Annotated in this window: 22 protein-coding genes and 1 pseudogene; 12 read left to right on the top strand and 11 right to left on the bottom strand. The window is 44.5% G+C overall.

The window, feature by feature from the left end:
• Positions 1 to 63 precede the first annotated feature (63 nt).
• Positions 64 to 1,305: a nicotinate phosphoribosyltransferase gene (pncB, locus tag AC6R16_RS12565; RefSeq protein WP_500674561.1), complete on the top strand. Its 1,242-nt coding sequence runs from the start codon at positions 64 to 66 to the stop codon at positions 1,303 to 1,305.
• Positions 1,306 to 1,359: 54 nt separating this feature from the next.
• Here pncB and AC6R16_RS12560 read toward each other — a convergent pair whose 3' ends face one another.
• Both AC6R16_RS12560 and AC6R16_RS12555 read right to left on the bottom strand, forming a co-directional pair.
• Positions 1,360 to 2,832, bottom strand: coding sequence for a C69 family dipeptidase (locus AC6R16_RS12560; RefSeq protein WP_500674560.1), 1,473 nt, complete (start codon positions 2,830 to 2,832; stop codon positions 1,360 to 1,362).
• 210 nt (positions 2,833 to 3,042) lie between these two features.
• Positions 3,043 to 3,996: a LysR family transcriptional regulator gene (locus AC6R16_RS12555; protein ID WP_500674559.1), complete on the bottom strand. Its 954-nt coding sequence runs from the start codon at positions 3,994 to 3,996 to the stop codon at positions 3,043 to 3,045.
• A 104-nt stretch (positions 3,997 to 4,100) separates the two neighbouring features.
• Between AC6R16_RS12555 and AC6R16_RS12550 the strand changes: the two genes are divergently transcribed.
• Positions 4,101 to 5,441, top strand: coding sequence for an MATE family efflux transporter (locus tag AC6R16_RS12550; protein WP_500674558.1), 1,341 nt, complete (start codon positions 4,101 to 4,103; stop codon positions 5,439 to 5,441).
• Positions 5,442 to 5,489: 48 nt separating this feature from the next.
• The gene (locus AC6R16_RS12545) at positions 5,490 to 5,945 is read left to right on the top strand and encodes a hypothetical protein (protein WP_500674557.1); all 456 of its coding nucleotides are present in this window, start codon (positions 5,490 to 5,492) and stop codon (positions 5,943 to 5,945) included.
• Here the strand turns inward: AC6R16_RS12545 and AC6R16_RS12540 are convergent.
• Positions 5,942 to 6,940 (bottom strand): LacI family DNA-binding transcriptional regulator, encoded by a 999-nt coding sequence (locus tag AC6R16_RS12540; RefSeq protein WP_500674556.1) that lies wholly within the window; start codon positions 6,938 to 6,940, stop codon positions 5,942 to 5,944. The genes AC6R16_RS12545 and AC6R16_RS12540 overlap by 4 nt on opposite strands.
• A gap of 241 nt (positions 6,941 to 7,181) precedes the next feature.
• On the opposite strand from AC6R16_RS12540, the gene cscK reads away from it, so the two are divergent.
• Positions 7,182 to 8,099 (top strand): fructokinase, encoded by a 918-nt coding sequence (cscK, locus tag AC6R16_RS12535; RefSeq protein ID WP_500674555.1) that lies wholly within the window; start codon positions 7,182 to 7,184, stop codon positions 8,097 to 8,099.
• A 244-nt stretch (positions 8,100 to 8,343) separates the two neighbouring features.
• Here the strand turns inward: cscK and AC6R16_RS12530 are convergent, their stop codons facing one another.
• A complete protein-coding gene (locus AC6R16_RS12530; protein WP_500674554.1) occupies positions 8,344 to 9,975 on the bottom strand; it encodes a glycoside hydrolase family 32 protein in 1,632 nt (543 codons plus the stop codon).
• A 154-nt stretch (positions 9,976 to 10,129) separates the two neighbouring features.
• On the bottom strand, positions 10,130 to 11,119 hold the full coding sequence (locus AC6R16_RS12525) for a LacI family DNA-binding transcriptional regulator (protein WP_500674553.1): 990 nt from the start codon (positions 11,117 to 11,119) through the stop codon (positions 10,130 to 10,132).
• Between the two features lie 243 nt (positions 11,120 to 11,362).
• Here AC6R16_RS12525 and AC6R16_RS12520 point away from each other — a divergent pair, with 243 nt between their 5' ends.
• The gene (locus AC6R16_RS12520; RefSeq protein WP_500674552.1) at positions 11,363 to 12,802 is read left to right on the top strand and encodes a sucrose-specific PTS transporter subunit IIBC; all 1,440 of its coding nucleotides are present in this window, start codon (positions 11,363 to 11,365) and stop codon (positions 12,800 to 12,802) included.
• A 107-nt stretch (positions 12,803 to 12,909) separates the two neighbouring features.
• Here AC6R16_RS12520 and AC6R16_RS12515 read toward each other — a convergent pair whose 3' ends face one another.
• From AC6R16_RS12515 to AC6R16_RS12505, 3 genes are read right to left on the bottom strand one after another with little or no spacing between them, the layout of a single operon-like run.
• A complete protein-coding gene (locus tag AC6R16_RS12515; protein WP_500639038.1) occupies positions 12,910 to 13,134 on the bottom strand; it encodes a putative antibiotic biosynthesis monooxygenase in 225 nt (74 codons plus the stop codon).
• A 2-nt stretch (positions 13,135 to 13,136) separates the two neighbouring features.
• Positions 13,137 to 13,757 (bottom strand): isochorismatase family protein, encoded by a 621-nt coding sequence (locus AC6R16_RS12510; protein WP_486794197.1) that lies wholly within the window; start codon positions 13,755 to 13,757, stop codon positions 13,137 to 13,139.
• A gap of 27 nt (positions 13,758 to 13,784) precedes the next feature.
• Positions 13,785 to 14,465, bottom strand: a complete 681-nt coding sequence (locus AC6R16_RS12505) for a pirin family protein (protein ID WP_500674551.1) — start codon at positions 14,463 to 14,465, stop codon at positions 13,785 to 13,787.
• A gap of 114 nt (positions 14,466 to 14,579) precedes the next feature.
• Between AC6R16_RS12505 and AC6R16_RS12500 the strand changes: the two genes are divergently transcribed.
• On the top strand, positions 14,580 to 15,461 hold the full coding sequence (locus AC6R16_RS12500) for a LysR family transcriptional regulator (protein ID WP_500674550.1): 882 nt from the start codon (positions 14,580 to 14,582) through the stop codon (positions 15,459 to 15,461).
• 20 nt (positions 15,462 to 15,481) lie between these two features.
• The gene (locus AC6R16_RS12495; protein ID WP_500674549.1) at positions 15,482 to 16,231 is read left to right on the top strand and encodes a metallophosphoesterase family protein; all 750 of its coding nucleotides are present in this window, start codon (positions 15,482 to 15,484) and stop codon (positions 16,229 to 16,231) included.
• Positions 16,232 to 16,306: 75 nt separating this feature from the next.
• On the opposite strand, the pseudogene AC6R16_RS12490 reads toward AC6R16_RS12495, so the two are convergent.
• Positions 16,307 to 16,420, bottom strand: a pseudogene (locus AC6R16_RS12490) (phenylalanine--tRNA ligase subunit beta-related protein); the annotation flags it as partial.
• A gap of 383 nt (positions 16,421 to 16,803) precedes the next feature.
• Here AC6R16_RS12490 and AC6R16_RS12485 point away from each other — a divergent pair.
• From AC6R16_RS12485 to AC6R16_RS12475, 3 genes are all read left to right on the top strand, one after another.
• Positions 16,804 to 18,312 (top strand): DUF3360 domain-containing protein, encoded by a 1,509-nt coding sequence (locus AC6R16_RS12485; RefSeq protein ID WP_500674548.1) that lies wholly within the window; start codon positions 16,804 to 16,806, stop codon positions 18,310 to 18,312.
• A 451-nt stretch (positions 18,313 to 18,763) separates the two neighbouring features.
• The gene (locus AC6R16_RS12480; RefSeq protein WP_500674547.1) at positions 18,764 to 19,309 is read left to right on the top strand and encodes a hypothetical protein; all 546 of its coding nucleotides are present in this window, start codon (positions 18,764 to 18,766) and stop codon (positions 19,307 to 19,309) included.
• A 153-nt stretch (positions 19,310 to 19,462) separates the two neighbouring features.
• Positions 19,463 to 21,556: an AAA family ATPase gene (locus tag AC6R16_RS12475; protein WP_500674546.1), complete on the top strand. Its 2,094-nt coding sequence runs from the start codon at positions 19,463 to 19,465 to the stop codon at positions 21,554 to 21,556.
• Between the two features lie 217 nt (positions 21,557 to 21,773).
• Here AC6R16_RS12475 and pheT read toward each other — a convergent pair whose 3' ends face one another.
• Together pheT and pheS are read right to left on the bottom strand one after the other, a co-directional pair.
• The gene (pheT, locus tag AC6R16_RS12470) at positions 21,774 to 24,179 is read right to left on the bottom strand and encodes a phenylalanine--tRNA ligase subunit beta (protein ID WP_500674545.1); all 2,406 of its coding nucleotides are present in this window, start codon (positions 24,177 to 24,179) and stop codon (positions 21,774 to 21,776) included.
• 18 nt (positions 24,180 to 24,197) lie between these two features.
• Complete coding sequence (pheS, locus tag AC6R16_RS12465; RefSeq protein WP_500674661.1) at positions 24,198 to 25,181, bottom strand: phenylalanine--tRNA ligase subunit alpha; 984 nt, start codon at positions 25,179 to 25,181, stop codon at positions 24,198 to 24,200.
• 290 nt (positions 25,182 to 25,471) lie between these two features.
• Here pheS and AC6R16_RS12460 point away from each other — a divergent pair, with 290 nt between their 5' ends.
• On the top strand, positions 25,472 to 25,954 hold the full coding sequence (locus AC6R16_RS12460; protein ID WP_500674544.1) for a GNAT family N-acetyltransferase: 483 nt from the start codon (positions 25,472 to 25,474) through the stop codon (positions 25,952 to 25,954).
• A gap of 3 nt (positions 25,955 to 25,957) precedes the next feature.
• On the top strand, positions 25,958 to 26,854 hold the full coding sequence (locus tag AC6R16_RS12455; protein WP_500674543.1) for a LysR family transcriptional regulator: 897 nt from the start codon (positions 25,958 to 25,960) through the stop codon (positions 26,852 to 26,854).
• The last annotated feature ends 17 nt before the right edge of the window (positions 26,855 to 26,871 follow it).

The following is a 26,871-nucleotide window of genomic DNA, read 5'->3' as shown; positions in this document are numbered from 1 at the left end:
ACCCTAAGTGCTTATTTAAAGTTCAGTACAACAATAAAGCCCTAAGAAACATAGGATGGCTGAATGACCGCCAAGCTTTTTAACGACAACATCATCCAAAGCGCACTTGATCTCGATGTCTATAAGATCAACATGATGCATGCAGCGCGAAAGTTTTATCCAGATACCCAGGTTCGCTATGAACTTATTGTTCGCTCAAACGAAGATTTATCTGGTTTAAAAAGCGACGTTAAAAACGAGATTGGCAAACTCGCACAAGTTACATTCAGCCAAGAAGAAATCGCTTACCTTGAGGCGAAAGCCCCTTACCTTGACTCAGACTTTCTCGCTTACTTGAGTGAGTTCGAGTTCAGACCTCTGCAACAAGTCAGCGTAACCACACTTGATGGTCAACTTCGTGTTTCGATTTCAGGGCTTTGGCATGAAACCATTCTCTACGAAACACTCGTTATGAGTATTATCTCTGAAGTGCGTAATAGAACTCTATGGAATGCCATTCCTTATTCGCAGTTTGCCAGTGTGCTGGAAGAAAAAATCACTTATCTCAAGTCTGAATTAAAACGCAGAAATATTACTCATTTCCAGTTCTCGGAGATGGGAAGCCGACGCCGTTTTAGCGCCCAAGTGCAGCGTGACTTAGTCAGCTACCTTCACCAGCATGCACCTGAACTGATGAGCGGTACAAGTAACTACCACTTAGCCAAACAATTTGATTTAACGCCAATCGGAACGGTGGCACACGAATGGTTTATGGCTCACCAGCAACTGGTGGAGCCAGCTCAGTCGCAAAAGGTCGCCTTAGACAAGTGGCATCAAGCATTTAATGGCAAGCTCGGCATTGCACTGACAGACACCATAGGTATTGATGCATTTTTGCAAGACTTCACCTATGAACGTGCAAGTGTCTATGCTGGCGTACGACACGACTCTGGAAGCCCATTTGACTGGGGTGACAAAATGATCGCTCATTATGAGTCACTGGGTATCGATCCAAAGTCAAAAGTGCTGATCTTTACCGACGGGCTGGACTTTGAACGTGCGTTGGAAATTAGCGAATACTTTGCAGATCGAGCTAGTATTAGTTTCGGTATCGGTACGTTTCTGGCGAACGACATGGGCGATTGGTCAGATGAAACCAGCCGTTACCAACCGCTGTCGATGGTCATTAAAATGACAGAGTGCAATGGCGCCGCCGTCGCGAAAATCAGCGATGAACCGGAAAAAGCCATGTGTGAAGACCCGATCTTCCTTGCCGATTTAAGACAAAGCTTTGGCCTTGAACCCAAGTACGATAAAGCAAGCTAAAAGCCCAGCATAAGAAAACGGAGCATTGCGCTCCGTTTTTTGCTTTATAAGAGCTTAAAGGCTCATGATTTTCTTAAACTCTTCTTCGGAGTACTTCTTCTCTGTACTCTTAGTTAAGTCTGTCATCATCTTATATCTAAGCTCAGTTGCCATACTTAACGTGCGTTTAAGCTGCCCGTAGGAGTAATCTGCGGCCATATTTAAGGCTGCCTGTTTGTCGGCTTTGTACATGCCTGTTAGCGTTTTATCTAAATGCTTCACTTGCTTGTAGAGTTGGGTTTCTTCTTCATCCCAAGTCGCTTTTAATATCGGCAAGTATTTATCTGGGTTAGCAGAAGCCAATGCCGTTAAGCTGCGGAACTGCCAATAAGCAGAATCATCACTATAGGTGTCATCACCAACTTGGAAGGCCTTAGGGTATTGTTGCAATGTGGAGTACAGCGGCACTAACACTGACTCTGGCAACACGCCAAAGCTTTGCCAAATCACGCCTTGAAGTTCATCTGGCATGTTAGGACGTAATTGAATAACGTGCGATTCTAGCTGACGCTCTACACGAATTGGTCGTTTCGCTTTGCCTTCTAGAGCAGTTCCGTCATAAGTCGCACTCAAGACTTCCGCGACATCTTTCACCGATATTTTCTCGTCAGGCTTCATAAACAACGGATACTGTGCAAGTCGACTTTGTTGGTACTTAGATGGAGTCAACATTTTCTGCCCTAGCCATTCGCGGTCAATATTGTACTCATCCCCTATTACTCCGAAGGCCTTGGCAAAGTTGAACGATTTTTTGTCTGCTTTGTCGAGAAGCTTATGTTGCTCCACGAACTCAAACATGCCTTTCGAATGCAGAACATCTTTGCTCGCGAGATTCACGCCATGTACGCGCAAGCCATTGGCAATCATCGCATAGCTATCATCTGGCACTTTTACCGCAATCCAATGGTGACCAGAACCAATTTCAAACAACCAAGCTTCGTTGATGTCCGCAATGTAGAGGCTGTTGCCCTCTCCTGCACCATACGTTTCGATGTATTGACCTAGAAGCTTTACAGCTTGTTTAGCATTTTCAGCTTGCGGAAGAATTAAGGTAGGAATAATCGCTTCGATCACACCATTGTCGACTAGAGGATCAACCTTAGCGACTTTGTCGTTTATTTCTGCACTGGTCGTCGCGGAGATGGCAACGTTATGCTCATTGATGCCGCGCTCTTCATAGAACTTGCCATCACTGTCGACAGTTTTCGCATCCCAATCTGGTATCGCGGAGTAGGCATAAAAGTGCTTCGGCATAGGAACAACCAAACCATTGCCAAGTGTCCAGTCTCCTTCTGGATTGTCTTGTGCTGGCCGATACTCTAGGTATTTGTTCCAGTTATTGATACCAAAGTCTTCGTTACGCGCAATCATTATACTGCCATCGCTAGATGCCCCTTTGCCGACGATAAGACCAGTACAAGCTATCGCATTACCACTTAACGCGACAGCTACAGCAGTTGCTAAAAAGGATACAGACCATGTTTTCATCTTAATTCTCCGCATATGAAACGAGATAGAACCTAAGTTCACGTCAGTTGTATTTGCAGGGTTGTTATTGTCACTCAATGAGAATGTTTTCGACTGAGTGTACTGACCATTCGATGAGAATTTTCTTCTTCTCGTCACATTAATGACAATTTTAATTAAGAATAATTATTTGAAAAATATGCAGTTTTTGCATAATTTCATTAAACGTTTCTAGAGGTCAACTTTGACAGTACTCCAACTGAACTTTGTGCACAATTGTTTAAGTTCAGCCACTTCAGATTCGGTTTGCGACACTAACCAATCCAAAATCTCATTGGCAATAGGAGTATGGTTTTTCTGATAACAATAGTATTGCCAATCACTATGCTGTAAAGCAATGGCTTCAGGACATTTAAGGAACTTTCGTTTGAGTTCAGGTAATACCAATAGCAAATCCGTTACGGTTACCCCCTGCCCTGACAGACAGGCACTCAGTGCCAGATCTAAACTAAAGAATACCGTGTCACGACCGAGCTTTTTCCCTTTAAGATCCGCGTTAGCAATCCATAGTTTCCAGTCCTGATGATCAAGCGTAGCATGCAAATGAGGAAGCTTAAGCACATCTTCAATCTGAATACTCTTATCTGACAACAGTTCGGCATAAACTGGCGCCATGTACTCGGCACGCAAGAAAGTCACACCTTGTTTACCCAGGTATCTCTCTTTTTGCCGAGTGTTGATGATCAATAGATCGCAATCTTCTGATTCGAGTACGGGATCTTCTTCGATGGATGGGATGATAACTATCTCATGCTCGGGGTATTTCTCATTGAGCATAGCGACATTGGGCATCAAAACGCGCGTGGCATAACTTAATGCACTTTTGATCACGATGCGCTTTTTAGCCGGAGCCTTCCATTGAGTGATTAATGACTCCAGGTTATGGAAATTTTGCCTCAGTACTTCATACAAGTCTTTCCCTTGAGCGGTCAATTCGATACTGCGATGTTTGCGAATTAGCAGCGATGCATTCAACTCGTCTTCAAGTTGTTTTATCTGTCTACTAACAGCACTTTGCGTAACGTTTAGCTCATCTGCAGCTTTGGTAAAACTCATTAAGCGTGCCACTGCCTCAAACACTTTTAATCCATTGTGCGAATAAGGAAGACTGGAATAAGGGCTCATATAACTCTCACATGATCTGAACTCATGTCAGAGTGGCATAAATGTCATTTGAACGCCAGTCTGATAACCCTTACCTTTATGTGATAATGATCACGAGGCTCCCAATGAAAAAAATTCTCTCTCTCGCTATACCACTTATCATCTCGCAAATGATCTCTATGGCATTGGTACTTACTGATGTTTGGATGATGTCGCGATTAAGTGTGTCTGCTATTGCTGCGGGAGGTTTAGGCGCTTCAATCTACTCTTTCGTGTTTATCGTGGCGAGCAGTACAGTGGGCTGCGTCGCTAACTTAATTGCCATCGCCTACGGCCAGAGAATTGCTCGTCCGGAATTTGGCAACCAACAGATCAGACTGGCCGTTAAAGGAGCGGTACTATTGTCGGTGATTCTAAGCCTAGTACTTAGCATCAGCTTCATGTTTGTTCCTCAGTTACTTGCGATCGCGAATCAACCGAGTGAACTCGCAGCGCCTGCAATGCAATATGTCGATACATTGAAATGGGCGATGCTGCCTTCCCTACTCCTTCTCGTACTGCGCGGCTTAACCAGTGCTTTCGGCAATGTACGTTCGATTATGGTGATGTCATTACTGACCGTCGCGTTAAACGTCCCAATCAGCTACGTACTTGCATTCACTATGGACTTAGGGCTCGCGGGCTTAGGCGCAGGGACAGCACTTGCTGCATTCATTGTCATGATTGGCTACGCCGCATGGGTATTTAAACGCCCAGAGTATGCCTCTTTTGCTCCTTGGCTTAACAAGGATGAGTACTCGCTATCCTTGCTGACTCCGTTACTGGCAATGGGATTACCGATCGCTTTAGCTGCATTACTAGAACACGGCCTAATTTACGGCGGCACACTCATGGCAGGCACCATCAGTATCGCAGCGTTAGCCTTACATCAGATCCTTCTGCAATGTTTGAGCTTTACGTGGAACATTAACTTTGGTTTTTCTCAAGCCGCCGCCATTCTTGTTGGCCAAGACTTTGGCGCAGAGAACTACGATGGCATTAAGCGTACCGCCCTACGTAGCTTTGGCATTACAACAGTGCTCAGTATCATTCTTGCGGGGGGCTTTATGCTTTGGCCAGAGCTTATCGCAGGTATGTTTAACCTTGATGGTGAACTCACGCACTTGTTAGCGATGGTACTTTGGGTTGTTGCGTTGTCATTCATCGTTGACGCATGGCAGCTGTTAGCTATCAACCTACTACGCGGAATAAAGATTGTTATGGGCCCAACCATCATGACAGCGATTGGCTACTGGGTGTTTGGTCTGCCAGCGGCGTGGCTGTTAATGCCGCACTTCGAGCTAGCGGGCATCTGGGGTGGTATTGGGATTGGTTTAGGTGTTACCGGTGTATTGCTATTGGTCCAACTGCTCATGGCAATCAAGAAACAGCACAATACCAATTCCCTTGCGGTGGCAATGGGCTAAGCGTAGACTCTCGCTACCATCATGCACTGTTAGGCGATACATCAAGTCATGACCGATCTGGACATCGAATTTGAACACATCTATTTGGAAGTGAAAGCAGAACGTTGGCCGCAAATAGAGCGCTTTCTGTTTAGCTATTACTGTTATCGAGAAGGCTTCGTCACGAGCAAAAACAAGCCCGATTGGGAAACCGCTCGTGCGAAGGCTCCGCGATCAACTAGTGTTCAAGATATTCAAGACTCTGCACTAGAGCCTGTTGTCCCACTGGCGGTGGTCATTGGCGAAATCAAGCGTTACTGGCGAGATGGAGAGCTAACACCAAACTCCCTAAGGCGAATTCTTGATAGCTTACTTCACTATGCGACCATCTCGAAGCAAGAACTCCAAGAGCTTAAAAAAGCTGGCCTGCAAAACGCAATGCCAGCTTGTTGGTATCAGAGTGACGAAAGAGAAACCTTAGCTCGTTTTGGCAAGGTAAAGATCTGCGTAGAAGACCTTACTTAGCGTCGATAGTGGATATTAGCCGGAAACACTAACTGTTCGGGTTGTCGATTGGGTTCATTTAACAGCGCCTTTCCTGATTCAAATAAAGCTTGTGCAATCAAGTCACAATCTTGTTCTACCGAATCTATTTTAATTGGCAGACAATCTAAAATATCGTAGTTATCAAAGGTTGCGATACGAACATCAGACATCAGTAAGTTCTTTTCCGTCAAATAACGCAATACGCCTTCTAGCAACGAATATGAGGCGGTAAATACAGATTTTGGTACTCGGCCATTTTTCTCGACCACTTTGGCCATCATGTCGTAACCAGAACCAGGCTGATAGTCTTGGTGAAAAACAAACTCATCCCGATACTTGATTCCGGCCTGCTGTAATCCCGCTTGGTAACCAGAGAAACGCTCCCTACTCGGTGAGAGATCCAGTTGCCCACCGATATAAAAACACTCATCAAGACCTTTCACTAAGTTCGCAACGACCTCTTGAGTCGCGCTAGCAGCGTCCGTTTTTATATTGGTAAAGACGCTGTCTTCAAATACTCGGTCAAAAAGAACAACAGGCGTCGTCTGTTTCAGTGGCTGTAAGTCGTTCTCACTAGTTTGAGACGTCGCAATCAATAACACATCGACCTGCCTGTCGACCAAGCTTTGAATCGCCTGCTTTTCCATTTCTGGATCATCGTCTGATGATGCGATTAACAGTTGGTAACCTTCACTACGACAAAGCACCTCCAGTCGTTTTGCGATGGTAGCAAAACCCATGTTGGCCAGATCAGGAATGACAAGCCCTGCAGTATAGGTCTGCTTAGACTTCAACGCCCGCGCATAAATGCTTGGCGAATAGTTGTTTGCCATAGCGATAGCTTCTACTTTCTTTACTGTTTCTTTATTTATGCGGTGTTTTTTAGCATGACCATTGAGCACAAAACTTACGGTCGATTTTGAAACGCCTGCCAATTCAGCAATATCGGCTAGCTTAAGCTTTTTCGTTGTCATTCTTTACCTGTTAATGCTCGTCGTCTAAGAGTGGCGTGCCCCAACCTATTCTACTGGCATCAAGCAATATAGCTAACTGTTTGCACGTCTTATCGCTTTGTCGACCCTAGTGGAATCTAAAAGATCGGATTGGATCACAATTCACTCTCTTAGCATTCATTATAACTCGATTTAGCTACTAGCTAAACCGTTTTAGCTTTATAATTAGAGCATCGTTATTGAGAGATTAGAGGTGACAACTATGAACAGAGTTTGGGTGACAGGCGACGCCGTCGTTGACCTAATTCCGGATACCGAATCAACCTACTTAAAATGTCCAGGTGGCGCGCCAGCCAATGTAGCGGTTGCGATCGCTAGACTTGGTGGAAAAAGCGCATTCTTTGGTCGTGTTGGTCAAGATCCCCTTGGCAGATTTATGCAGAACACACTTGCTGATGAACAAGTAGATACTGAGTTTATGCTGCTAGATGATACGCATCGCACTTCGACAGTGATTGTTGATCTAGATGACAGCGGTGAGCGCAGCTTTACCTTTATGGTTAAACCCAGTGCTGATCAGTTTTTAGCTGAAAGTGACATTCCTCAGTTTAAGGCAGGCGAATGGCTACACGTGTGCTCGATTGCATTGGCGAACGAACCGAGCCGCAGCAGCACTCTTAAAGCGATGCGCGAAATCAAAGCTGTTGGTGGCTTTGTCAGCTTTGACCCAAACCTACGTGAAGAAGTGTGGGCACAGCCAGACGAACTCAAACCCGTGGTCAAACAAGCGATTGCGCTCGCTGACGTAGTAAAATTTTCTGATGATGAACTGATGTTTCTGACCAACACCACTGCGCTTGAAGATGGATTAAAAGCCATTGAAAGCGATAGCAACTCATTGGTTCTTGTCACTCAAGGTGCAAAAGGTGCGCTTGTCGTCTTCGAAGGTGAGCGACGTTTGCTCTCAGGTCAAACCGTTAAGCCAGTCGACACGACTGGTGCGGGCGATGCGTTCGTAGGTGGTTTGTTAGCCAAACTTTCGCAACACAGTGACTGGGCGAACAGTTCAAATATCGAGGCTGCAGTTCAATGGGCGAACGGTTGTGGTGCTTTAGCTACGACTCAAAAGGGTGCAATGACCGCGTTACCAACTCAACAAGCATTGTTAGAGTATATCTAGATGTGATACCAACCAGAATAAATTTCTGGTCATTCTTGCTGGTTAAAATCGCTGATAGCAGCGTTATAGCTTTTGTAGGTAGGTCAACTAGCTAGCTGCAATCTATGCCTTGCTCTAAGCGATTTTTCCTGCGCAATTATCTGATCAGCTATTTATCCCGATTGGTATAATATGAGAACGAGCAGATAAACGAAGGCCCCGAGAACTGTACTCGGGGCCTTTTTTTCGTCAGAGACCAGCAATTTTAGTTTGAACTGAAAGGCGCATTGCTCGCATTTAAGCGTCTGTATCTTGCATCAAGTGACGTGCCTTTAATTGATATCCCAGTTGCGTTTTCCGCTGTAAACACTCGTGATGTCATTACCGCTTGCCCACCGTTAACAAACACTTCAATTGAAGAGTTGTCAGCCAAAATACGTAGATCAATTCTGTCCGATATCAGTGGCAGTTCACGGATCGTATCCGGTGCTCGGTTTAGTGTTTTCGAGCGATCCATGACTAGACGTTGGTTATCTGAATCTGCTTTAAGTACCAAAGCTTGATCATCATTTTCAAATAGACGCAACTCACTCCCCCACTCTAGAGAAACACTTAAATCAAATGACTTCGTTTCTAAATCATAGCGCTCTGCCGTAAGTTCAATAGACTGCTCAGCTTGCGCGAGCTGCTCTATCTCTTTGATTGGCCACTGATTCAGTTTCCCATCTTTTACTGTCAATTCACGCATCGCGGTTAGTTGGTGTACCCAACCATTATCTGAAGAAGGCTGATCAACTTCATCGGGTAGTCCCATCCAACCACACATAACCCGCCTGCCATCGGCAGTTAACAAGGTTTGAGGGGCGTAAAAATCAAAGCCGTAGTCAAGATGTGTAAAGTCAGATAACTCGATACCGTTTTCGTGACTCAATTTCGCACGAGCAATGCCGTTGTGATGTGGGATGGTATTATGCTTAGAAAACGATTCAATGCCCTGAGGCCCAATCACGGCATAGGTATGCTCTGCAATCGTAAATAGATCTGGACACTCCCACATGTAGCCAAAGTCACCCAACTCTTCTCCATACAGCCCTTTGAACTTCCATTCTTTTAGGTTATCTGAAGTGTAAATCGCTAAGCGCCCCTGCAGATCGCTAGTTTGTGCTCCAAGTAACATCACCCACTCTTCACCGTAACGCACAATTTTAGGATCTCTAATATGCGGGGTGACACCTTCAGGAAGGCAATCGATCACTGGACCATGCTTGATAAAGTGATAACCGTCATCCGATATCGCTAAACACTGGGTTGTATGACGATCGCGTTGCTCACCAATTCGAGTATTACCCGTATAGAACAGCATCAATTGGTTGTCATGGCTAAGTGCATGACCAGAGAACACTCCATGAGAGTCAAACCAATCTGAAGGTGTCAACGCAGTAGATTGCCACTGCCAGTTGACCAAATCAGCGCTTGAGAGATGCGCCCAGTACTTGTCTTTATGCACGCAAGCGTGCGGATACCATTGGTAAAAAAGGTGATACTCACCATTGTGGAAGACAAAACCATTTGGGTCGTTAAGCAGACCTTGAGGCGGAGAGACATGCCAATTCGGTCGATGCGGGCATGCAGTCAGTGCTAACCTTGGTGCGAGTGCTGCACGTTGGTTTTCTGCGATGTATCGGCCTACTTTTAGCAGGGCTTCACTATCAAATGACTGAGTACGCTTAAACACCACCTGAGATTCCCCCAGTATGTCCCTAACATCTACGATAAGATGGCTGTCAGCCACTAACGAAACATCAGCAACCGCTAAAATCAGCTCATCATTAGGAACTAAAACCCGAGTAACATTGTTTTTGCCACCACAAAGGGTGAGATAGTGTTCAACAGACATCAAAAATTACCTAAAAATTGGGAACGTTTGCAAAACTACATTATCAGATTAGAAAGTACAAGAGATGTCGTGCTGTTTGGCCGCTATTGTCGTGATCAAGAGCACAAAAAAAGCCTGATAGCTCAGGCTTTTTCTTAAAGAGAACCTGTTCTGGCTAGCAGGTTTCTCGCTCAATATTTTGGAACGTTAACACGAGTTTACTCATCACTTGTGGCTTTCCGTCAATTAGCTCCAGCAACATTTTTGCACCATTTTCCCCAGCCTTATCAAAAGCATAGTTAAAGGTAGATAAACTTGGCGAGTTGATGTATCCCAGCTCGTCATTGCCGACTCCAAGAACTTTGATTTGTTTACCCACTTCAATTCCTGCCTCTTGGAGCGCTTTTATTGCTCCAACAGCAATACGGTCAGTCGCACAAAAGACACCATCTACGCTTGGATGCTCTTGAAGTATTTGCTTCATATGGGCGTAGCCAGAATCGATGCTGAATTCTCCGTGATTGTGGAACAGAAGCGTTTTACTACCTGCCATGTTCAATGCCTGTATCAAGCCATCAGAGCGCAACTTGTCTACCGCTAAATCAGAATCCGCTACACCAATAAAGCCTATATGCTCGCACCCCGCCGCAATTAACCGATTACCCGCTTCAAAGCCTACCCTAAGGTCGTCATGAACAACGCTTGGAATATTGAACAGAGAGCCATCTTGTCCCACCAGCACAACTGGCGCTTTGGACTGAGATATCGCTTTAACCAACTCAGCATCGATATGAGTAGCATAAAGTACTATCCCTTCAACACGCTTTTGGTTAAACAACTGAATATACTCAATTTCTTTTTCATCGGACAGTTGAGTACTCGCCAGTAACACTTGTTTCCCAGCCCATTCAAATATGCGGCTTAAACCATCAATTCCCTGCGCAGTCGCATGAGAAGAAACCCGAGGTACGATAACGCCAACCAGATTGGTTTTTTGTGATTTGAGGTCTTTCGCGACCTGATTGACCACATAGCCAACCTCTTCTACCGCTTTCATCACTTTAACCTTAGTAGCCTCTTTTACGCCGTATTCGTTATTAATCACTCGGGATACGGTCGATTTAGAGACTCCAGCCAATTGTGCGACGTCATGTAAGCTTGCCATGAAGTGCTCTCTTAATAAATTATTGGGATTGTTTGCAAAACTACCAGATTTGGAAACAAAATCCACTTTGCCCAAACGGTTTAGCAAAATATTTTAGCAGATCCATCTCACATAAAAACCTAATATGTTTTGACTGAATCTTATAGATCGCCAAAAATCAATCTTGCAAACGTTCCCAAAAAGTATTCAACACCTTTTTGAACTATTAACTAAATAAGCAAAAGATAACAACCGGGGTTTGGAATGAATTATCCAATTATTGCAAAAGAGCTGCTGGAGCTTCTTGGAGGTAGAGATAACCTGCAAGCGCTCGCCCACTGTGCAACACGCCTACGTTTAGCATTAAAAGATGACTCCGTCATTGATGAAGAAGCTATCGCTAACCTTGACGGGGTAAAAGGCCAATTTAAAGTTGCTGGTCAATATCAGATCATTTTTGGTTCTGGAATTGTTAACCAAGTCCATGCAGAAATGGCAAAACTTACTGGCATGAGTGAGATGTCAACCAACGACGTCGCAAGCGCCGGAGCAGAAAAACAAAACATCGTACAACGCGCGGTAAAAGGCTTGTCTGATATCTTCGTTCCAATCATTCCAGCTATTGTTGCTGGTGGTCTGTTGATGGGTATCTTTAACTTGCTCACAGCGAAAGGACTGTTTATCGACGGACAATCCTTGATTGATGCAAATCCTGGACTCGCTGATCTTGCAAGTATGATTAACACCTTTGCTAACGCGCCTTTTGTCTACTTGCCAGTACTTCTTGCTTTCTCTGCCAGCAAAAAATTCGGTGGCAACCCATTCTTGGGAGCTGCGTTAGGTATGTTGATGGTTCACCCAGATCTGCTTAACGGCTGGGGATTCGGTGGAGCCAGCGTTGCGGGGACTATCCCGACTTGGAACATCTTCGGTTTTGAAATCCAAAAAGTGGGTTACCAAGGTTCAGTTCTTCCCGTTCTTGTCTCTGCATACATTCTAGCCAAAGTAGAAAACGGCCTGCGTAAAGTTATCCCTTCAGTATTGGATAACCTGCTGACTCCGATGCTCGCCATTTTCATTACCGGTTTCTTAACGTTTACCCTTGTTGGTCCTATCACTCGTGATATCGGTTTCCTACTTGGTGACGGCCTAAACTGGTTATACGATTCTGCAGGATTCATCGGTGGCGCGCTATTCGGCTTCATTTACGCACCATTTGTGATTACCGGCATGCACCACAGCTTTATTGCCATTGAAACACAGTTACTCGCTGACATCGCAGTGACCGGCGGTACGTTTATTTTCCCAATTGCCGCTATGTCAAACATCGCACAAGGGGCTTCTGCGCTTGCGGTTGGTTTTACAACTAAAGATACCAAACTAAAAGGAATCGCTATGCCCTCTGGTGTAACGGCCTTACTTGGTATTACTGAACCAGCAATGTTCGGGGTAAATCTTAAGCTTCGTTACCCATTCATCGCTGCCGTTATCGGTGCGGCCGCATCAAGTGCCTTTATCACTCTATTCAATGTTAAAGCGCAAGCTTTAGGGGCAGCTGGACTACCTGGTGTTATTTCGATTGTGCCAGATAAGCTAGGTTATTACGTGGCTGGTATGGCAATTTCATTCGCCGTTGCATTTGGCCTAACCTTGGTACTCGGCGCACGCGAGCGCATTAAAAACGCAAACGCTGCCACAGCTTAAAATCGGTTCTTAATGGACTAGAACCCCCGTAGTCAAAACACGTTTTGACTCCTGCCCCACTTTCGAGTGGGGCTTTTCTGTTTGGCGTTTTTAAATCAGGTGTCTTTCTAGGATCTAACGGCGGAGTGTATCTTTATTGCCAAAGGCAAAAACAAATAGGAAACCAAAGGGACAATAATGGCGACCGAGACAAAGGTCACCACTTCCTTATTGTCTGAAACGTTTTCCACCACAAACGGTGGTATGGCGTAAACCAGCGGCAATAAAATGATAAAGGTATACAACGCCACCCAATGCCGCGAGGGTGGCGCTGAATTTTCAGCGCCTTTCATTACTATCCTCGTGCAAAGTAGCTATTCATTACATATCCATACTTAGTCGTATGCTCTGCCAATACCTGACCCAGAGCTTCACCATGCTCACTTCTCCAGTCGTTCATTAGCTCTGCCAAGACCGATGCCCAAGTCGTCACTTTGACCCCCGCTTGAGTTAGCCGTTGCACTGTCACCTCTTGCACGGTTTTATTCCACGTCCCCGACGCATCAATAACAGCGTATACGTCGTAACCTTCCTCTACCGCCGATAAAGCAGGAAACAACAAGCAAACATCGGTGACTATTCCTGCCATAATGATTTTCTTACGCCCAGTTTTTTCTATCGCTTGCTTAAATGCCAAGCTATCCCACGCATTAATCTGGCCTTCACGTTCAATGACATTCTCACCCAAAATGTTGGTAATCTCAGGCATGACTGGCCCATTAGGGCCTTCCGGTAAGCTTGCTGTCACGACACTTGGTAACCCGATCGCTTGCGCGGTTCTGGTTAAACCAACAATGTTGTTCTTTAGCACGGTAGGATGTTCATCCCCTAGCCCTACCATCAAACCTGTCTGGTGATCGATCATTGCTAGTACTGCATTTTCTGCCGTTAGAAACTCTGAATATTTTGTTTTCATTGTGTATCCCTCACTCATTGTTTGTGGTTAGAACTGTTCTGTAAAAATAAGGATCAATTGACTCTCTTCTCGTGCAGTAAAAGTCAGTTCCTCGGCGCGGACTAGCGTCCCTGCTTCAACTTCAACCCCATTTATCTCTGCGCGGCCTGTACTCAAATAAGCCAAAACCTCTCCATGATGCTGTGTTTGATAACCTTCCTCAGCTTGTACCATTTCGATAATGGTGTGGCTGTCAAACGTCTCCGACTGAGTGTTGCGACCGCCATATATTCTGGTTCGTTGATTCGCTTTTGGGGTATAGGATTTGTAACCTGCTGGTTCTCCTGCTACCTCAGGTAAGACCCAAAGTTGGATAAGCTGGTTTGGAACACCATCTGGATTGGCTTCATTGTGTGCAAAACCTTCCCCACCAGCACGCTGCACCTGAGCCTCGCCAGCAACAAGGCCTTTGCCATGCTCAAGTGAGCCTTTATGGCTAACACGCCCTTTCGCCATAACGCTTATCACATCAATTTCTCGATGTGGGTGCATACCTGTTTCGCCATACGGGACGAAGTTGGCATCTGCTAGGTAAACAAAATTGCCAATGCCGTTAGACGTTTTAGGGTGCTTGCGAGCGCCAAATACCCGGTAATCTGTGACTACCTGCTTTTCTTTCAGTCCAGCAAAGCCACCTTGAGGAAGTTGGTCAAGAGTTAGAATTTCCATCGCTTAATCCTTAATATTTTCTAAGTGATGGAAGTAGAATAGTTTGGTATGAGATATTGATATATAAGCGTCCTGATACAATACTGTTCAATATTTGATAACAGTGACCAGGAAATGCTGAATTGTGATTTAAACGACTTGATGGTTTTTGCCACGGTCGTGGAAAGAGGTAGCTTTACAGCAGCTGCCGAAGCCTACAATACGCCCAAATCGAACATTAGTCGTAAGATTACTCGGCTTGAAAAGCATCTAGGAGTCAGACTATTAGAGCGCTCAACTCGTTCTCTTAACATGACTGAAGTGGGCCAACGCTACTATGAGTACTGCCGGAGAATTAAAGAGGAGCTTGATGCCGCAGATAGCGCCGTAGAGTCGATGTTGCAAAGGCCTCAAGGACGATTGCGAATTTGTACATCCTTAGGGGTGGGTCAATCACTACTCTCCGAACACTTGGCTGCCTTCTGCATGCAAAACCCAGATGTGGAGTTGGATCTAACACTAACAAACCGCCGCGTGGATCTGATTGAAGAAGGATTTGATCTCGCTTTTCGAGTCGGTGAGTTGGCCGATTCCACACTCGTTGCAAAGCGTCTTTGCTCCATTGAGTTAAGGCTTTATGCCGCCCCCAATCTTGAGTTCGAAAATCTATCTCATCCTGATGAACTCACTGCACAACCATTGATGTTGATGAGCGCTAAAGAACGAAGTGCTGATTGGCATCTTATTTCTAGTGATGCAGAACATCATTTGTCATTTAAGCCGAGTGTTCGTTGTGATGATTTCTCGATGTTGAAACGTATGGCGGTTCAAGGACTCGGTATCACAGAACTGCCCGATTATATGGCTAAAGAGTTTGAAGAAAATGGTAAGCTAATTAACGTCTTACCCGATTGGAAGTTCAAGCCTGTGACCCTTTATGCGCTATACCCTAGTCACAGAGGCGCAACACCTAAAGTTCGGGCATTACTCGATTATTTAAACAACGTATTAAAATAAATTGGCTAGCTAAAAAAATAATGAAAACCGTCTATCAAATTAGTGATTGTCATCTGAGTGATGAATCAAGCTATGAGAACCTAAAACAAGCTCTGGTTCATGCAGAGCAAGATACCAGCTGTGACACACTACTTCTCACCGGCGATATTTGCTGTAACCCAAAATCTGGAGACTACGCTAAGCTCGTCGCCTTTGTTACTCAGTATGTCACCAGTAAAACGATTTTTGCCATCGCAGGGAATCATGATGACTCCCACCTGATGAGGGAAGAACTTAAAGGCTCAGTCATTCAAGTTGCCGATAGAGCTAAGATTCATGGTCGAGATGTCTTGTTCCTCGACTCAAGCTATAAACCGATAGATGCTCAACATCCGCTTGGTTCGGGCCGGATAGATAACCGTGGCCTGGCTAAGTTCAGAAAGCAAATACGAAAGACAAGTAACCCAATAGTGGTTATCCACCACCCCGTGATCCCAGTTGGCGCAGACTGGATGCAAGCCATTCGCTTAGAAAATGACACGCAACTCATGGCACTTTTACGCAAGCATCAGGTAAAAGACGTTATTTGCGGCCATGGCCACGATGGCATCGTTGAAACAAGGCAAAGTGTAACCCAATATATGGCGCCTGCCACGGCGTATGGATTCGATCACTCTATTAATGAATACAATCGCAGCGACAGAGTTGGCTTGAGTAAGATAACTTTTTACATTGAGTCTATTGATTATCAGCCTATCTATCTTTCAATTTCGCACAGGAAGCTACGCTAGGCATAAAAAAACCTGCTGACAAAGCAGGTTTTTTACTATCTGGTCAGCAATGATTCCTCGCGTAGCAACGCACGAAAACTTCTCAGAGACGTGAGCTACGATAGCGTCAACCGTACCAGCGATGTCTGCATCTTCAAGCGTACGCTCTACAGATTGTAGTGTTAGTGCGATTGCTAGGCTCTTCTTACCTTATTATCTAACCTCTTGATACTTTCAGGCTAACTCTACGACTAATGTCTAACTAACTGAGACTATTTGTTTTTTTGCGTTTGGTTTAAGGTACTAACAACTTAAATGATTACGTTTATTTGTAGGGTAATTTGCTCGTTATATTTAACTGTGAACCTCAAGCTTTTTACAACAAGACCAATGATATTCTTGCTTGTTTCCGACCCTATTCTTAGTCAGTCATCTTCACTTTTTAATAATAACTCAAGTTACACCCAATATAGATTTATCGCATTTTTTGTAGAAAAACGAATCTCACTCACTACTCCGCTACCTCTTAATACCGGGAGTAAATTACGTTTGTTGGAACAACACACCTCAGAGTGTGAACGAAAGGAATCAAAATGAGCAGTACTTTAGAGTCCGCACATATAAGAACAGATAAGCCTCAAGCCAATGAGGATGAACTCAGTTATCAACAACAACACAAACCAAGCTCTGAATTTGAGTCCCGAGAGCAGTATCTAGAGCACGAGTTGCAAATCATGTCGCCTAAACGCTGGCGTCCAAACTTGCCGTTTAAAGATTATCGATTTGAGATTGAGGACACCATCCCAGCAATGGCGGCGACCATTGGTAAAGTGGTAATGGTGGGCGCTATTGCAGCAACCTTTGCCGGAGCTCTGGGGCTAAACGAAGGGTTTATTCTAGAAAATGTTCGTTATGAATTACTTATCGCTTCAGTGTTCATTATTCTTTTCTCTGGTTTTTTATTGCCAACCGCTAACCTCGCAGGTACACATGGCCCACTTATCCCTTTGATTCCGATTGTTGTTGCCGCTGGTGGACACCCGATGGCCTTTGGTTTGCTGATTGGCGCGTTCGGCTTATTGCTGGCCATCAGTAAAGGTGGCAGCATGTTGGCAAATCTCACCAGTAAAGGCGTGTGTGGCGGCTTATTGCTCTACCTAGGCTTTGTCGGGACCGTTTCTCAAGTCAAAAAGCTATTCGCTTGGGCTGAAGGAATTGGTATGAGTCACATTGCTTTCGTCGTGATCTTTTGTACCATTATTTTGTACGCGCTATTGGAACATTTCCGTAAGCGTTGGCTAGCAGTACCTCTTAGTTGCTTGCTGGGTGGCACGTTAGCTTTTGCGATGGGCGCACCGTTTTCTTTCCAAACCGAGCCTGGTTTACCTCATATGAACCCTATGTATTGGTGGGGAGAAGATACAGGTTGGATGCTAGGCCTACCGACAATTGAACATTTCATGGTGGTATTGCCGTTTGCTATTTTAGCAGTGGCTATGTGGTCACCGGACTTCTTAGGACATCAAGTCTTTCAAAAAATCAGCTACCCGGAACGTACCGAAAAAGTACACATGAACATTGACGACACCATGACCACGGCTTCTATTCGTCAGACGTTTGGTTCTTTACTCGGTGGTACTAACTTTACCTCTTCATGGGGTACTTATATCGTACCAGCCGCAATTGCCAAACGCCCCATTCCTGCGGGTGCTTTGCTGACGGCTCTGTTTTGCATCATCGCCGCAATTTGGGGCTACCCGATGGATTTAGCTATCTGGCAACCTGTGCTTTGTGTTGCGCTAATCGTTGGTGTATTCGTCCCATTGCTAGAAGCTGGCATGGAAATGACGCGCGAAGGGAAAACCACCCAATCTGCCGCAATCGTTGTATTTTCATCAGCGCTAGTAAACCCTGCATTTGGTTGGTCGCTCACTATGCTGTTAGACAACTTAGGCTTAGTGGGTTGTAAAGAACGAAGCGGTGAACTGAGTAAAATGAGCCGTTGGGTGTTGCCGGGCATTATGTTTGTGGTGCTAACAAGTGTGATGGCGTTAGTTGGGCTTCTGCCAGGGATTCCAGCGATTATCCCAAGCTTTAGCTAACCGTTAAACGTGAGTTAAAGCCAACGGGTATTTAACCTCTCGGCTATATCTGTAAAAACTAAGGCCTCGCAATTGCGAGGCCTTTGCTTTTCTCAGGTGCTGACCAGCCAACTCATTTTTACCCCATTCTTGTTTAGAGTTGCTAATTAAAACACTTCTGGGCTTTCCATTTGAACAACCATAACTAATGCCGACATAGCGCAATCACACTCATACTGCAAGGTTACTTACTGAACGTGAGTTGTTTTAATCTTATTCAACCTAGCTTGATGGAGCATTGCTAAACCAAAGATATGCCTCAATTACTACACCAGTTATCTGGTCCTAGATCTCAAAAATCAATGCAACTAGTATAGCATTGATAATCCGCTATTTATTTATGGTTATTTACCTCCATGTAGCACTTAGGGTGAGATATCTCATTCCCCTATAAACCAAAAGCGGAGGCAATATGTCAGTTAGCTATGCAGAAGATTTTCATCAAATTCAAGATTCTTTGACCAATAACTCTTCTCTTAAACGCAAAGCACTTGATTTGGTTCAGTATGAACCAATCGCAGGTAAAGTTACGACAGGTGGTAGTAGATTAGAGGATTTTCGAGAAATCCTAATTGATTTTTTTGACTTAAAAATAGACTTAAATGTCGCAATTGCTAACGTAGATAGTAGGTTACCTCGCCAACAAAGTATGTTTTCTGGTGACAACCGTGTGTTTGCTAGTGGTTGGGCTGAACGTTTAGTTAGGACGCAAGTTAGCAGGTTTTATAATCAAGCAGTTTTGGAGACTATCATTGAAAGCGGTAGCGACGATTGCTTTGTAAACCATTCTACGAGTGAACAAGGTTTGTCGAAATGTTCTCAGCAACTAGCAGGTACAACTCATAGTGCTAAGGTCATGCTAGAACGCTTGAAGTCATCTTATGGTGATGGTGAGTGGACCAAAGACCCAAAGCTTCCTGATCACCCTCATTGCACGCATACATTTTGCCCTGTGTAATAAAATAGTTCGGCGTTTATGGCTTTCGTGTTGAGCAAACTTGGCTGGTTAGCCCAAAGCGCCACTTCACAACGTATTTAAAAGGATGCTCAGTTCCCTCTTATGATGGATGTACTCAATTGCCTAGTATGAGGTAGGTTGGAATAATAAAAAATGAATATCACAATAGAAAACTGCAACAGTATCGACTCAACAACTATTGCTCTGACAGAAAAAAAATTAAACATCAAATTTGCCCCTAATGGCTCAGGTAAGAGTACGATAGCAAAGGCCATAACACTGCATTCACAAAATGATTCTCTTGACTCCCTCATACCATTTAAGCTGAAAGCAGATAACCCTGATGCCAAAACTCCAACCGTAACTGCTGATGCCGAAGTCAGTTCAGTTATGTGCTTCAACGAAGATTATGTTCGCCAGTTTACTTTTCAATCAGATGAGTTAGTAAGCAATAGTTTTGACATATTCATAAGAACGGATGCTTACAATGTTGTTGAAGAACAAATCGAAGGCATTGTAAACGAAATCAAAGGGCTATTTGATGAAAATGAAAACCTTGAAACTTTCATCAATGATCTGAGCGAGCTAGGTACCGCTTTCACCTCGACTAGAACTGGTCTAGCAAGAAACTCGACAGGTATGAAGGGGCTTTCTCAGGGAAATAAGTTGCAACATATCCCTGAAGGTTTAGAGGTATATCAACCTTTCATCAGTAGCTCTTCCAATGTAGCTTGGATTGATTGGCAAACAAAAGGCTCTAAAGAGTTTTCTGAGTTGTCAGACTGTTGTCCTTACTGCTCTTCAGATACTACTGATAAGAAAGAACAAATTACCAAAGTTGGTGAGGAATATGACAAGAATGTCATTAAAAACTTGGTAAAGATCATCGATGTGATCAACAAACTTGGTGATTACTTTACTGAAGAAGCAAAGCAAAAGCTAACTGATATAACTCTCCTTCCAAATGGTCTTGAACCAGAACATATAGATTACCTTAAACAAATCAAAACGCAGATTGACCGTTTGTCCGATCGTTTGGTTAAGTTGAAAGCACTTAAAGGGTTTGACTTTAAAAAAGATGAGTTGGTACGAGATCAGTTAAATGCATACAAGATAGATCTTGCTTTTCTTACTGAACTAAACTCAGATGCGACCAAGCAAGAAATAGACACTATTAACAATTCGATAGATGAAGTTGTTGTTAAGGCTGGCCAGTTACAAGGAAAGCTAAACCAACAGCGTGGTGCAATGCAAAAATTGGTAGAAAAGTACCAAACAGAGATTAACAATTTTCTATCTTACGCTGGTTATAAATATAAAGTACAAATTTCAGGTGAAGATGATAAGTCTCAATTGAAGTTACGCCATATTGATCATGATGATTTTGTCTCTGGCGGAGATCAACACCTTAGCTTTGGTGAGCGAAATGCATTCGCTATTGTCTTGTTTATGTACGAGTGTTTATCCAAAAAGCCCGACTTGATCATACTAGACGACCCAATTTCGTCATTTGATAAAAATAAGAAGTATGCAATTTTGGAAATGCTATTTCGCAGAAAGGCTGAGAACTGCCTAAAGAGCAAGACTGTGTTGATGCTTACTCATGATGTTGAACCTATTATAGATACAGTGAAAGCTGTGCAGAAACAGTTTGATAGCCAGGTATTCGCCTCGTATCTGAGATTCGATTCTGGGGTAATAAATGAGTTTTCTATTGATAGGAATGATATCAAGACGTTTTCTCAAATTTGTACGGATTACTTAGCTACCGAAGCTGACTCAATTCTAAAGTTAATCTACCTACGCCGATATTTCGAGATTGTAGATGACATGGGAGATGCCTATCAGGTTCTTTCCAACTTACTCCATTTACGAACATTGGAAGAAGCAATTGATACTCGTGAAGATGGTCACCCAATTATGGATACTAGTAAGCTAGATAAGGGAGTTGCTCAGATTACATCGAGTATTACTAATTTCAGTTACGAGGAAACTCTTACAAGATTGAAAGATAAAGTTTCATTGAGGGGTATTTATGATGGCTGTTCAAGTGGTTATGAGAAGTTGCAAATATTCCGTTTGTTTGAAGATGTTGAGGTGGAAAACTCTGTTCTCCAGAAATTTATTAACGAAACTTATCATATTGAAAATGAGTACATATGCCAGCTTGATCCAACCAAGTTTGATTTGATACCAGAGTATGTTGTTAAATCATGCGACCAATGTCTAGTTGAAGCAGGGATTTAAAGGGGATGGCTAGGAGAACATTTCGTTTTTAGTTACTGAGTGACTTTGGTCACTTGATTGGAGGGTTACAATACCTGTAGTTATTCATGAGTTGCTAAATTAGAACAGACTATAAAATAGTTTTGTCCAATTGCGAATTAGCACCCTACTCCTTTTGCCCCAAACAAAAAGGCCTCGCTATTGCGAGGCCTTTGGTTTTCTATCTAATCAGAAGTGATTAGTCACGCAGTGAAGCACCAAACTTCTCAGATACGTGAGCAACGATAGCGTCAACCGCACCAGCGATGTCTGCATCTTCAAGCGTACGCTCTACAGATTGTAGTGTTAGCGCGATTGCTAGGCTCTTCTTACCTTCTTCAACGCCTTTACCAACGTAAACGTCGAATAGCTTCGCGTCTTTCAGGAACTCACCTCCTTGCTCTAGACATGCTGCAACGATGTCGCCAGAAGCCACTGCTTCGTCAACAACGACCGCGATGTCACGACGGTTTGATGGGAACTTAGAAAGCTGAACTGCTTCAGGGATCACTTTAGTGTTGATTGCAGACCATTCCACTTCGAATACGATAGTACGGCCGTTTAGACCAAACTTACGCTCAAGCTCAGGGTGAACTGTACCAATCACACCAACTTGCTTGCCATCAACGATGATAGCTGCAGATTGACCTGGGTGAAGCGCTGGGTTCGCTGCTTTATCTTCAGCAGAAAGTGCTGCGAAAGAGTAAGCTACTTCGTTTGCTGTTAGCTCAAGAACCGCTTCTAGGTCGCCTTTCAGGTCAAAGAAATCAACAGTGTTGGTTTCGATGTCCCAGTGCTCTTCGCTGCGAGTACCTGCGATAACACCAGCAAGCATAGGCTCTTGGCGCATACCGTTTTCAGCAGACTCACATGGGATGAAACGTAGGCCGTATTCGAATAGACGAACACGTGGCTGTTGACGTTTCTGGTTGTGAACCACAGTGTTTAGTAGACCTTGGATTAGGCCTAGACGCATTGCTGACATGTCCGCAGAGATTGGGAATGGCAGGATTAGCGGCTCAACACCTGGAACAACAAGCTTTTGCTGCTCTGGCTCAACGAAGCTGTAAGTGATTGCTTCTTGGTAACCACGGTCAACAAGTAGGTTACGAACGCGTTTTAGCGGAATGTTCGCTTCAACGTGGTCGTGCATCTTAAGTGCTGCCGCTGGGTTTTGGTTAGGGATGTTATCGTAACCGTAGATACGACCTACTTCTTCAATTAGGTCTTGCTCGATTGCGATATCAAAACGCCATGTCGGTGCTGTCGCTGTCCAACCTGCGTCTGTAGTCTCTACAGTTAGGCCAAGACGCTCTAGGATCTCAACAACATCGCTATCAGCAATGTGGTGGCCTAGTAGGCTGTCTAGCTTAGTACGACGTAGTGATACTGTGTTTGCTTTTGGTAGGTCAGCTTCTGACTCTACAGCAACAACAGGGGCTACTTCACCGCCACAGATCTCAACTAGAAGTTCTGTTGCACGCTCCATTGCGCTTGTTTGTAGTGCGAAATCGACACCACGCTCAAAACGCATAGAAGAATCAGTGTGTAGACCGTAGCTACGCGCGCGACCACGGATGTGGTCTGGTGCGAAGAATGCACACTCAAGTAGTACGTCTTTAGTCGCAGTGGTTACACCAGACTCTTCACCACCGAAGATACCTGCGATCGCAAGTGCTTTGTTGTGGTCTGCGACAACTAGAGTATCAGCGTTTAGCTCAGCTTCGTTGCCGTCTAGAAGAGTTAGCTTCTCGTCCTGCTCTGCCATACGAACCACGATGCCACCTTCAATCTTAGCAAGATCAAATGCGTGCATTGGCTGGCCTTGCTCTAGAAGAACAAAGTTAGTGATGTCTACAACTGGGTCGATAGAGCGAATACCACAACGGCGCAGTTTCTCTTGCATCCAAAGTGGTGTTTCAGCTTGAACGTTTACGTTCTTAACCACACGGCCAAGGTAACGTGGACATGCTGCAGTCGCTTTCACTTCGATAGAAACTGTGTCGTCGATAGCTGGTGCTACTGCGTTTACTGCAGGCTCAGTTACGTCAGCACGGTTTAGAACGCCAACTTCACGTGCCATACCACGGATGCTGAAACAGTCAGCGCGGTTAGCCGTTAGGTCTACGTCTACTGTTACGTCGTCAAGACCTAGGAATTCGCGGAAATCAGTACCGATTGCTGCGTCTTCTGCTAGTTCCATGATGCCATCAGATTCAACGTCGATACCTAGTTCAGAGAATGAACACAGCATGCCGTGTGATGGTTGACCACGTAGTTTTGCTTTTTTGATTTTGAAATCGCCTGGTAGAACAGCACCAACAGTCGCTACAGCAACTTTGATACCTAGACGACAGTTAGATGCGCCACAAACGATGTCTAGAAGTTCTTCAGCGCCAACATCTACTTTAGTTACACGTAGTTTGTCAGCGTCTGGGTGTTGACCACACTCAACCACTTTACCTACTTTAACGCCAGTGAAAGAACCAGCAACAGGTAGTACGTCGTCTACTTCTAGACCCGCCATTGTGATTTGGTGTGTAAGTTCGTCAGTCGATACCGCAGGGTTTACCCACTCACGAAGCCAAGATTCGCTAAATTTCATAGTGATGTATCCCCTGGATTACTTGAACTGTTTTAGGAAACGAAGGTCGTTCTCGAAGAACGCACGAAGATCGCTTACGCCGTAACGAAGCATAGTCAGACGCTCAACGCCCATACCAAATGCAAAGCCAGAGTATTTCTCAGGGTCGATGCCAACGCTGCGAAGTACGTTAGGGTGAACCATGCCACAACCCAGAACTTCAAGCCATTTGCCGTTCTTACCTTTCACGTCTACTTCTGCTGAAGGCTCAGTGAATGGGAAGTAAGAAGGACGGAAACGAACTTCAACTTCTTCTTCAAAGAAGTTACATAGGAAGTCGTGCAGAATGCCTTTAAGCTGTGCGAAGTTCACGTTCTCGTCTACTAGCATGCCTTCCACTTGGTGGAACATTGGCGTGTGCGTTTGGTCGTAGTCGTTACGGTAAACACGGCCCGGTGCAATGAAGCGGAATGGTGGTTTACCATTTTCCATCGTACGGATCTGAACGCCAGACGTGTGAGTACGTAGCATTAGATCTGGGTTAAAGAAGAACGTGTCGTGGTCAGTACGCGCTGGGTGATCTTCTGCGATGTTTAGTGCATCAAAGTTGTGGAATGCATCTTCAATCTCAGGACCAGACTCAGTGTTAAAGCCTAGCTCACCAAAGAACTGTTCAATACGCTCAACAGTACGAGTCACAGGGTGTAGACCACCGTTCTCGATACGACGACCTGGTAGAGTCACGTCGATTGTTTCTGCTGCAAGCTTCGCTTCTAGCTCTGCACGTTGTAGTGCATCTTTACGAGCTGCGATCGCTTGTTGAACAACGCCTTTCGCTTTGTTGATCTCTTGACCAGCTTCACGGCGCTCTTCTGGTGGTAGTTTACCTAGGCTTTGAAGTTGAGCCGTTAGCTCACCTTTTTTGCCTAGATACTGAACACGCACTTCATCAAGTGCGACTAACGAATCTGCAGCTTCAATTGCTGCATTCGCGTTAGCAATGATCTCTTCTAGATGTTGCATCGTTTCCTCATCTACCTTTTGGTAGTTTCCATAAGGTTTCCCGGAAGGGAATTTCGGTATTTTCAAGTAGCTGTACATAGTAACGAAAGCAACGTTCAAAGCCAAACTGAAATATCCTTAGAATCACCTGTTGGACACTTATCAAGCATCTAAATTGGCTAACCACTTTGATACTTGCCGCAAAGACATCACTTTTTGTTATTATTAACATAATCTAAAATAATTTTTACTTATTCATCAATGGCTATAAATTGGCTTTCAACAGAGTTAAGAAAGAAATTGAGGTAAACATGAATCTAACAATCACTCCTATTCTTCCTGAGCACGACCAAGCAATATGCCAAATCATTCAGAAGGTTGGCGCAGAATTTGGCGCTGTTGGTGAGGGTTATGGTCCTTCAGATGCAGAAGTGAGCAACATGAGCCAGCACTATACCCTTGAGAATAAGTCACTCTATCTTGTCGCTAAACTAGACGGAAAAATAGTCGGCGGATGCGGGCTCGCCCCATTTTCAAGTAGTGACAAAGTCTGCGAGCTAAAGAAGCTGTTCCTTCTGCCGGATAGCAGAGGGCTCGGTTTGGGTAGAAAGCTAGTGTCTGCTTGTCTTGATTTTGCTCGTGAACAAGGGTTCGAATCTTGCTATCTCGACACCTTATCCAATATGAATGCTGCGGTTCGAATGTATGAAACGTTTGGGTTTGAGCACTTATCCCAGCCACTGGAAGGCACTGAGCACAATAGTTGCGATGTCTGGATGATAAAAGAGCTGTAATTGATGAATAACTACAAACTCCTGCCCGCTTTAAATGCACTGCTCCAAACGCAGAGCCTTACGGAAGCGGCTAAAAAGCTGAATGTGACTCAACCAGCAATGAGTCGAACACTCGGTCAAATACGAGATGCTTTTGGCGATCCCATTTTAGTTCGAGACGGAAAGGAGTTTGTGCTAACCAATAGAGCGCAAGAGCTAAAACAGACCTTGCCTAACCTACTGAAACAGATGGATGCGCTTTATCAACATTCTGATTTTAAGCTCGAAGACATTGAGCGGCGCTTTCACATTGGGTTTGACTCGTTTGTCTCAGGCGCTGCGCTCCCTGAGATCGCAAAGCTCGTCACGACAGATTGCCCAAATGCTTCCATTCATGGTTCGATAATAGATAACGGACAGCTAGAGGCGCTTGCCACTAGCTATCTTGATGTCGTTGCCACAATGGCGGTTGATGTTCCCAATCATATTCATGGCAAACGTATCGCCAGTGACCATTATGTTGTAATCGGGTCAAAGCAGAGCTTGGGACGAAGTAAAACGCTGTCTTTACATGAGTATTTTGCAGCGAAACATATTCAAGTGAGTGGATTAGGTGACAAGACCCGCGAGGTGGATGGCGTGTTTAAGAAACGTGAACATCAAAGAGTCATCTCTGCGGTGATGCCTGATTTGCAGAGTGCAGCTCAGCTATTGGAAGTTAGTAGCAATATAATGACTGTTCCAAGTCATATTGCGGCTTCGTTGTGTCAACAATATGCGCTGCAAACAATACCATTGCCTTTCCAGCTTCCAGAGCATCATTACTACCTGCTGTGGCACGAAAAGCATCATAAAGACCCCGAGCATCGATGGTTTCGTCACGAATGCTATAAGCTGATTAAGCAACACTTCAAAATTTGAAGCACTCTAGTGTCGGT

The organism is Vibrio sp. R10-SG3-ISO10, assembly GCF_059834185.1.
This window is presented reverse-complemented; position numbering and strand designations above follow the sequence as displayed.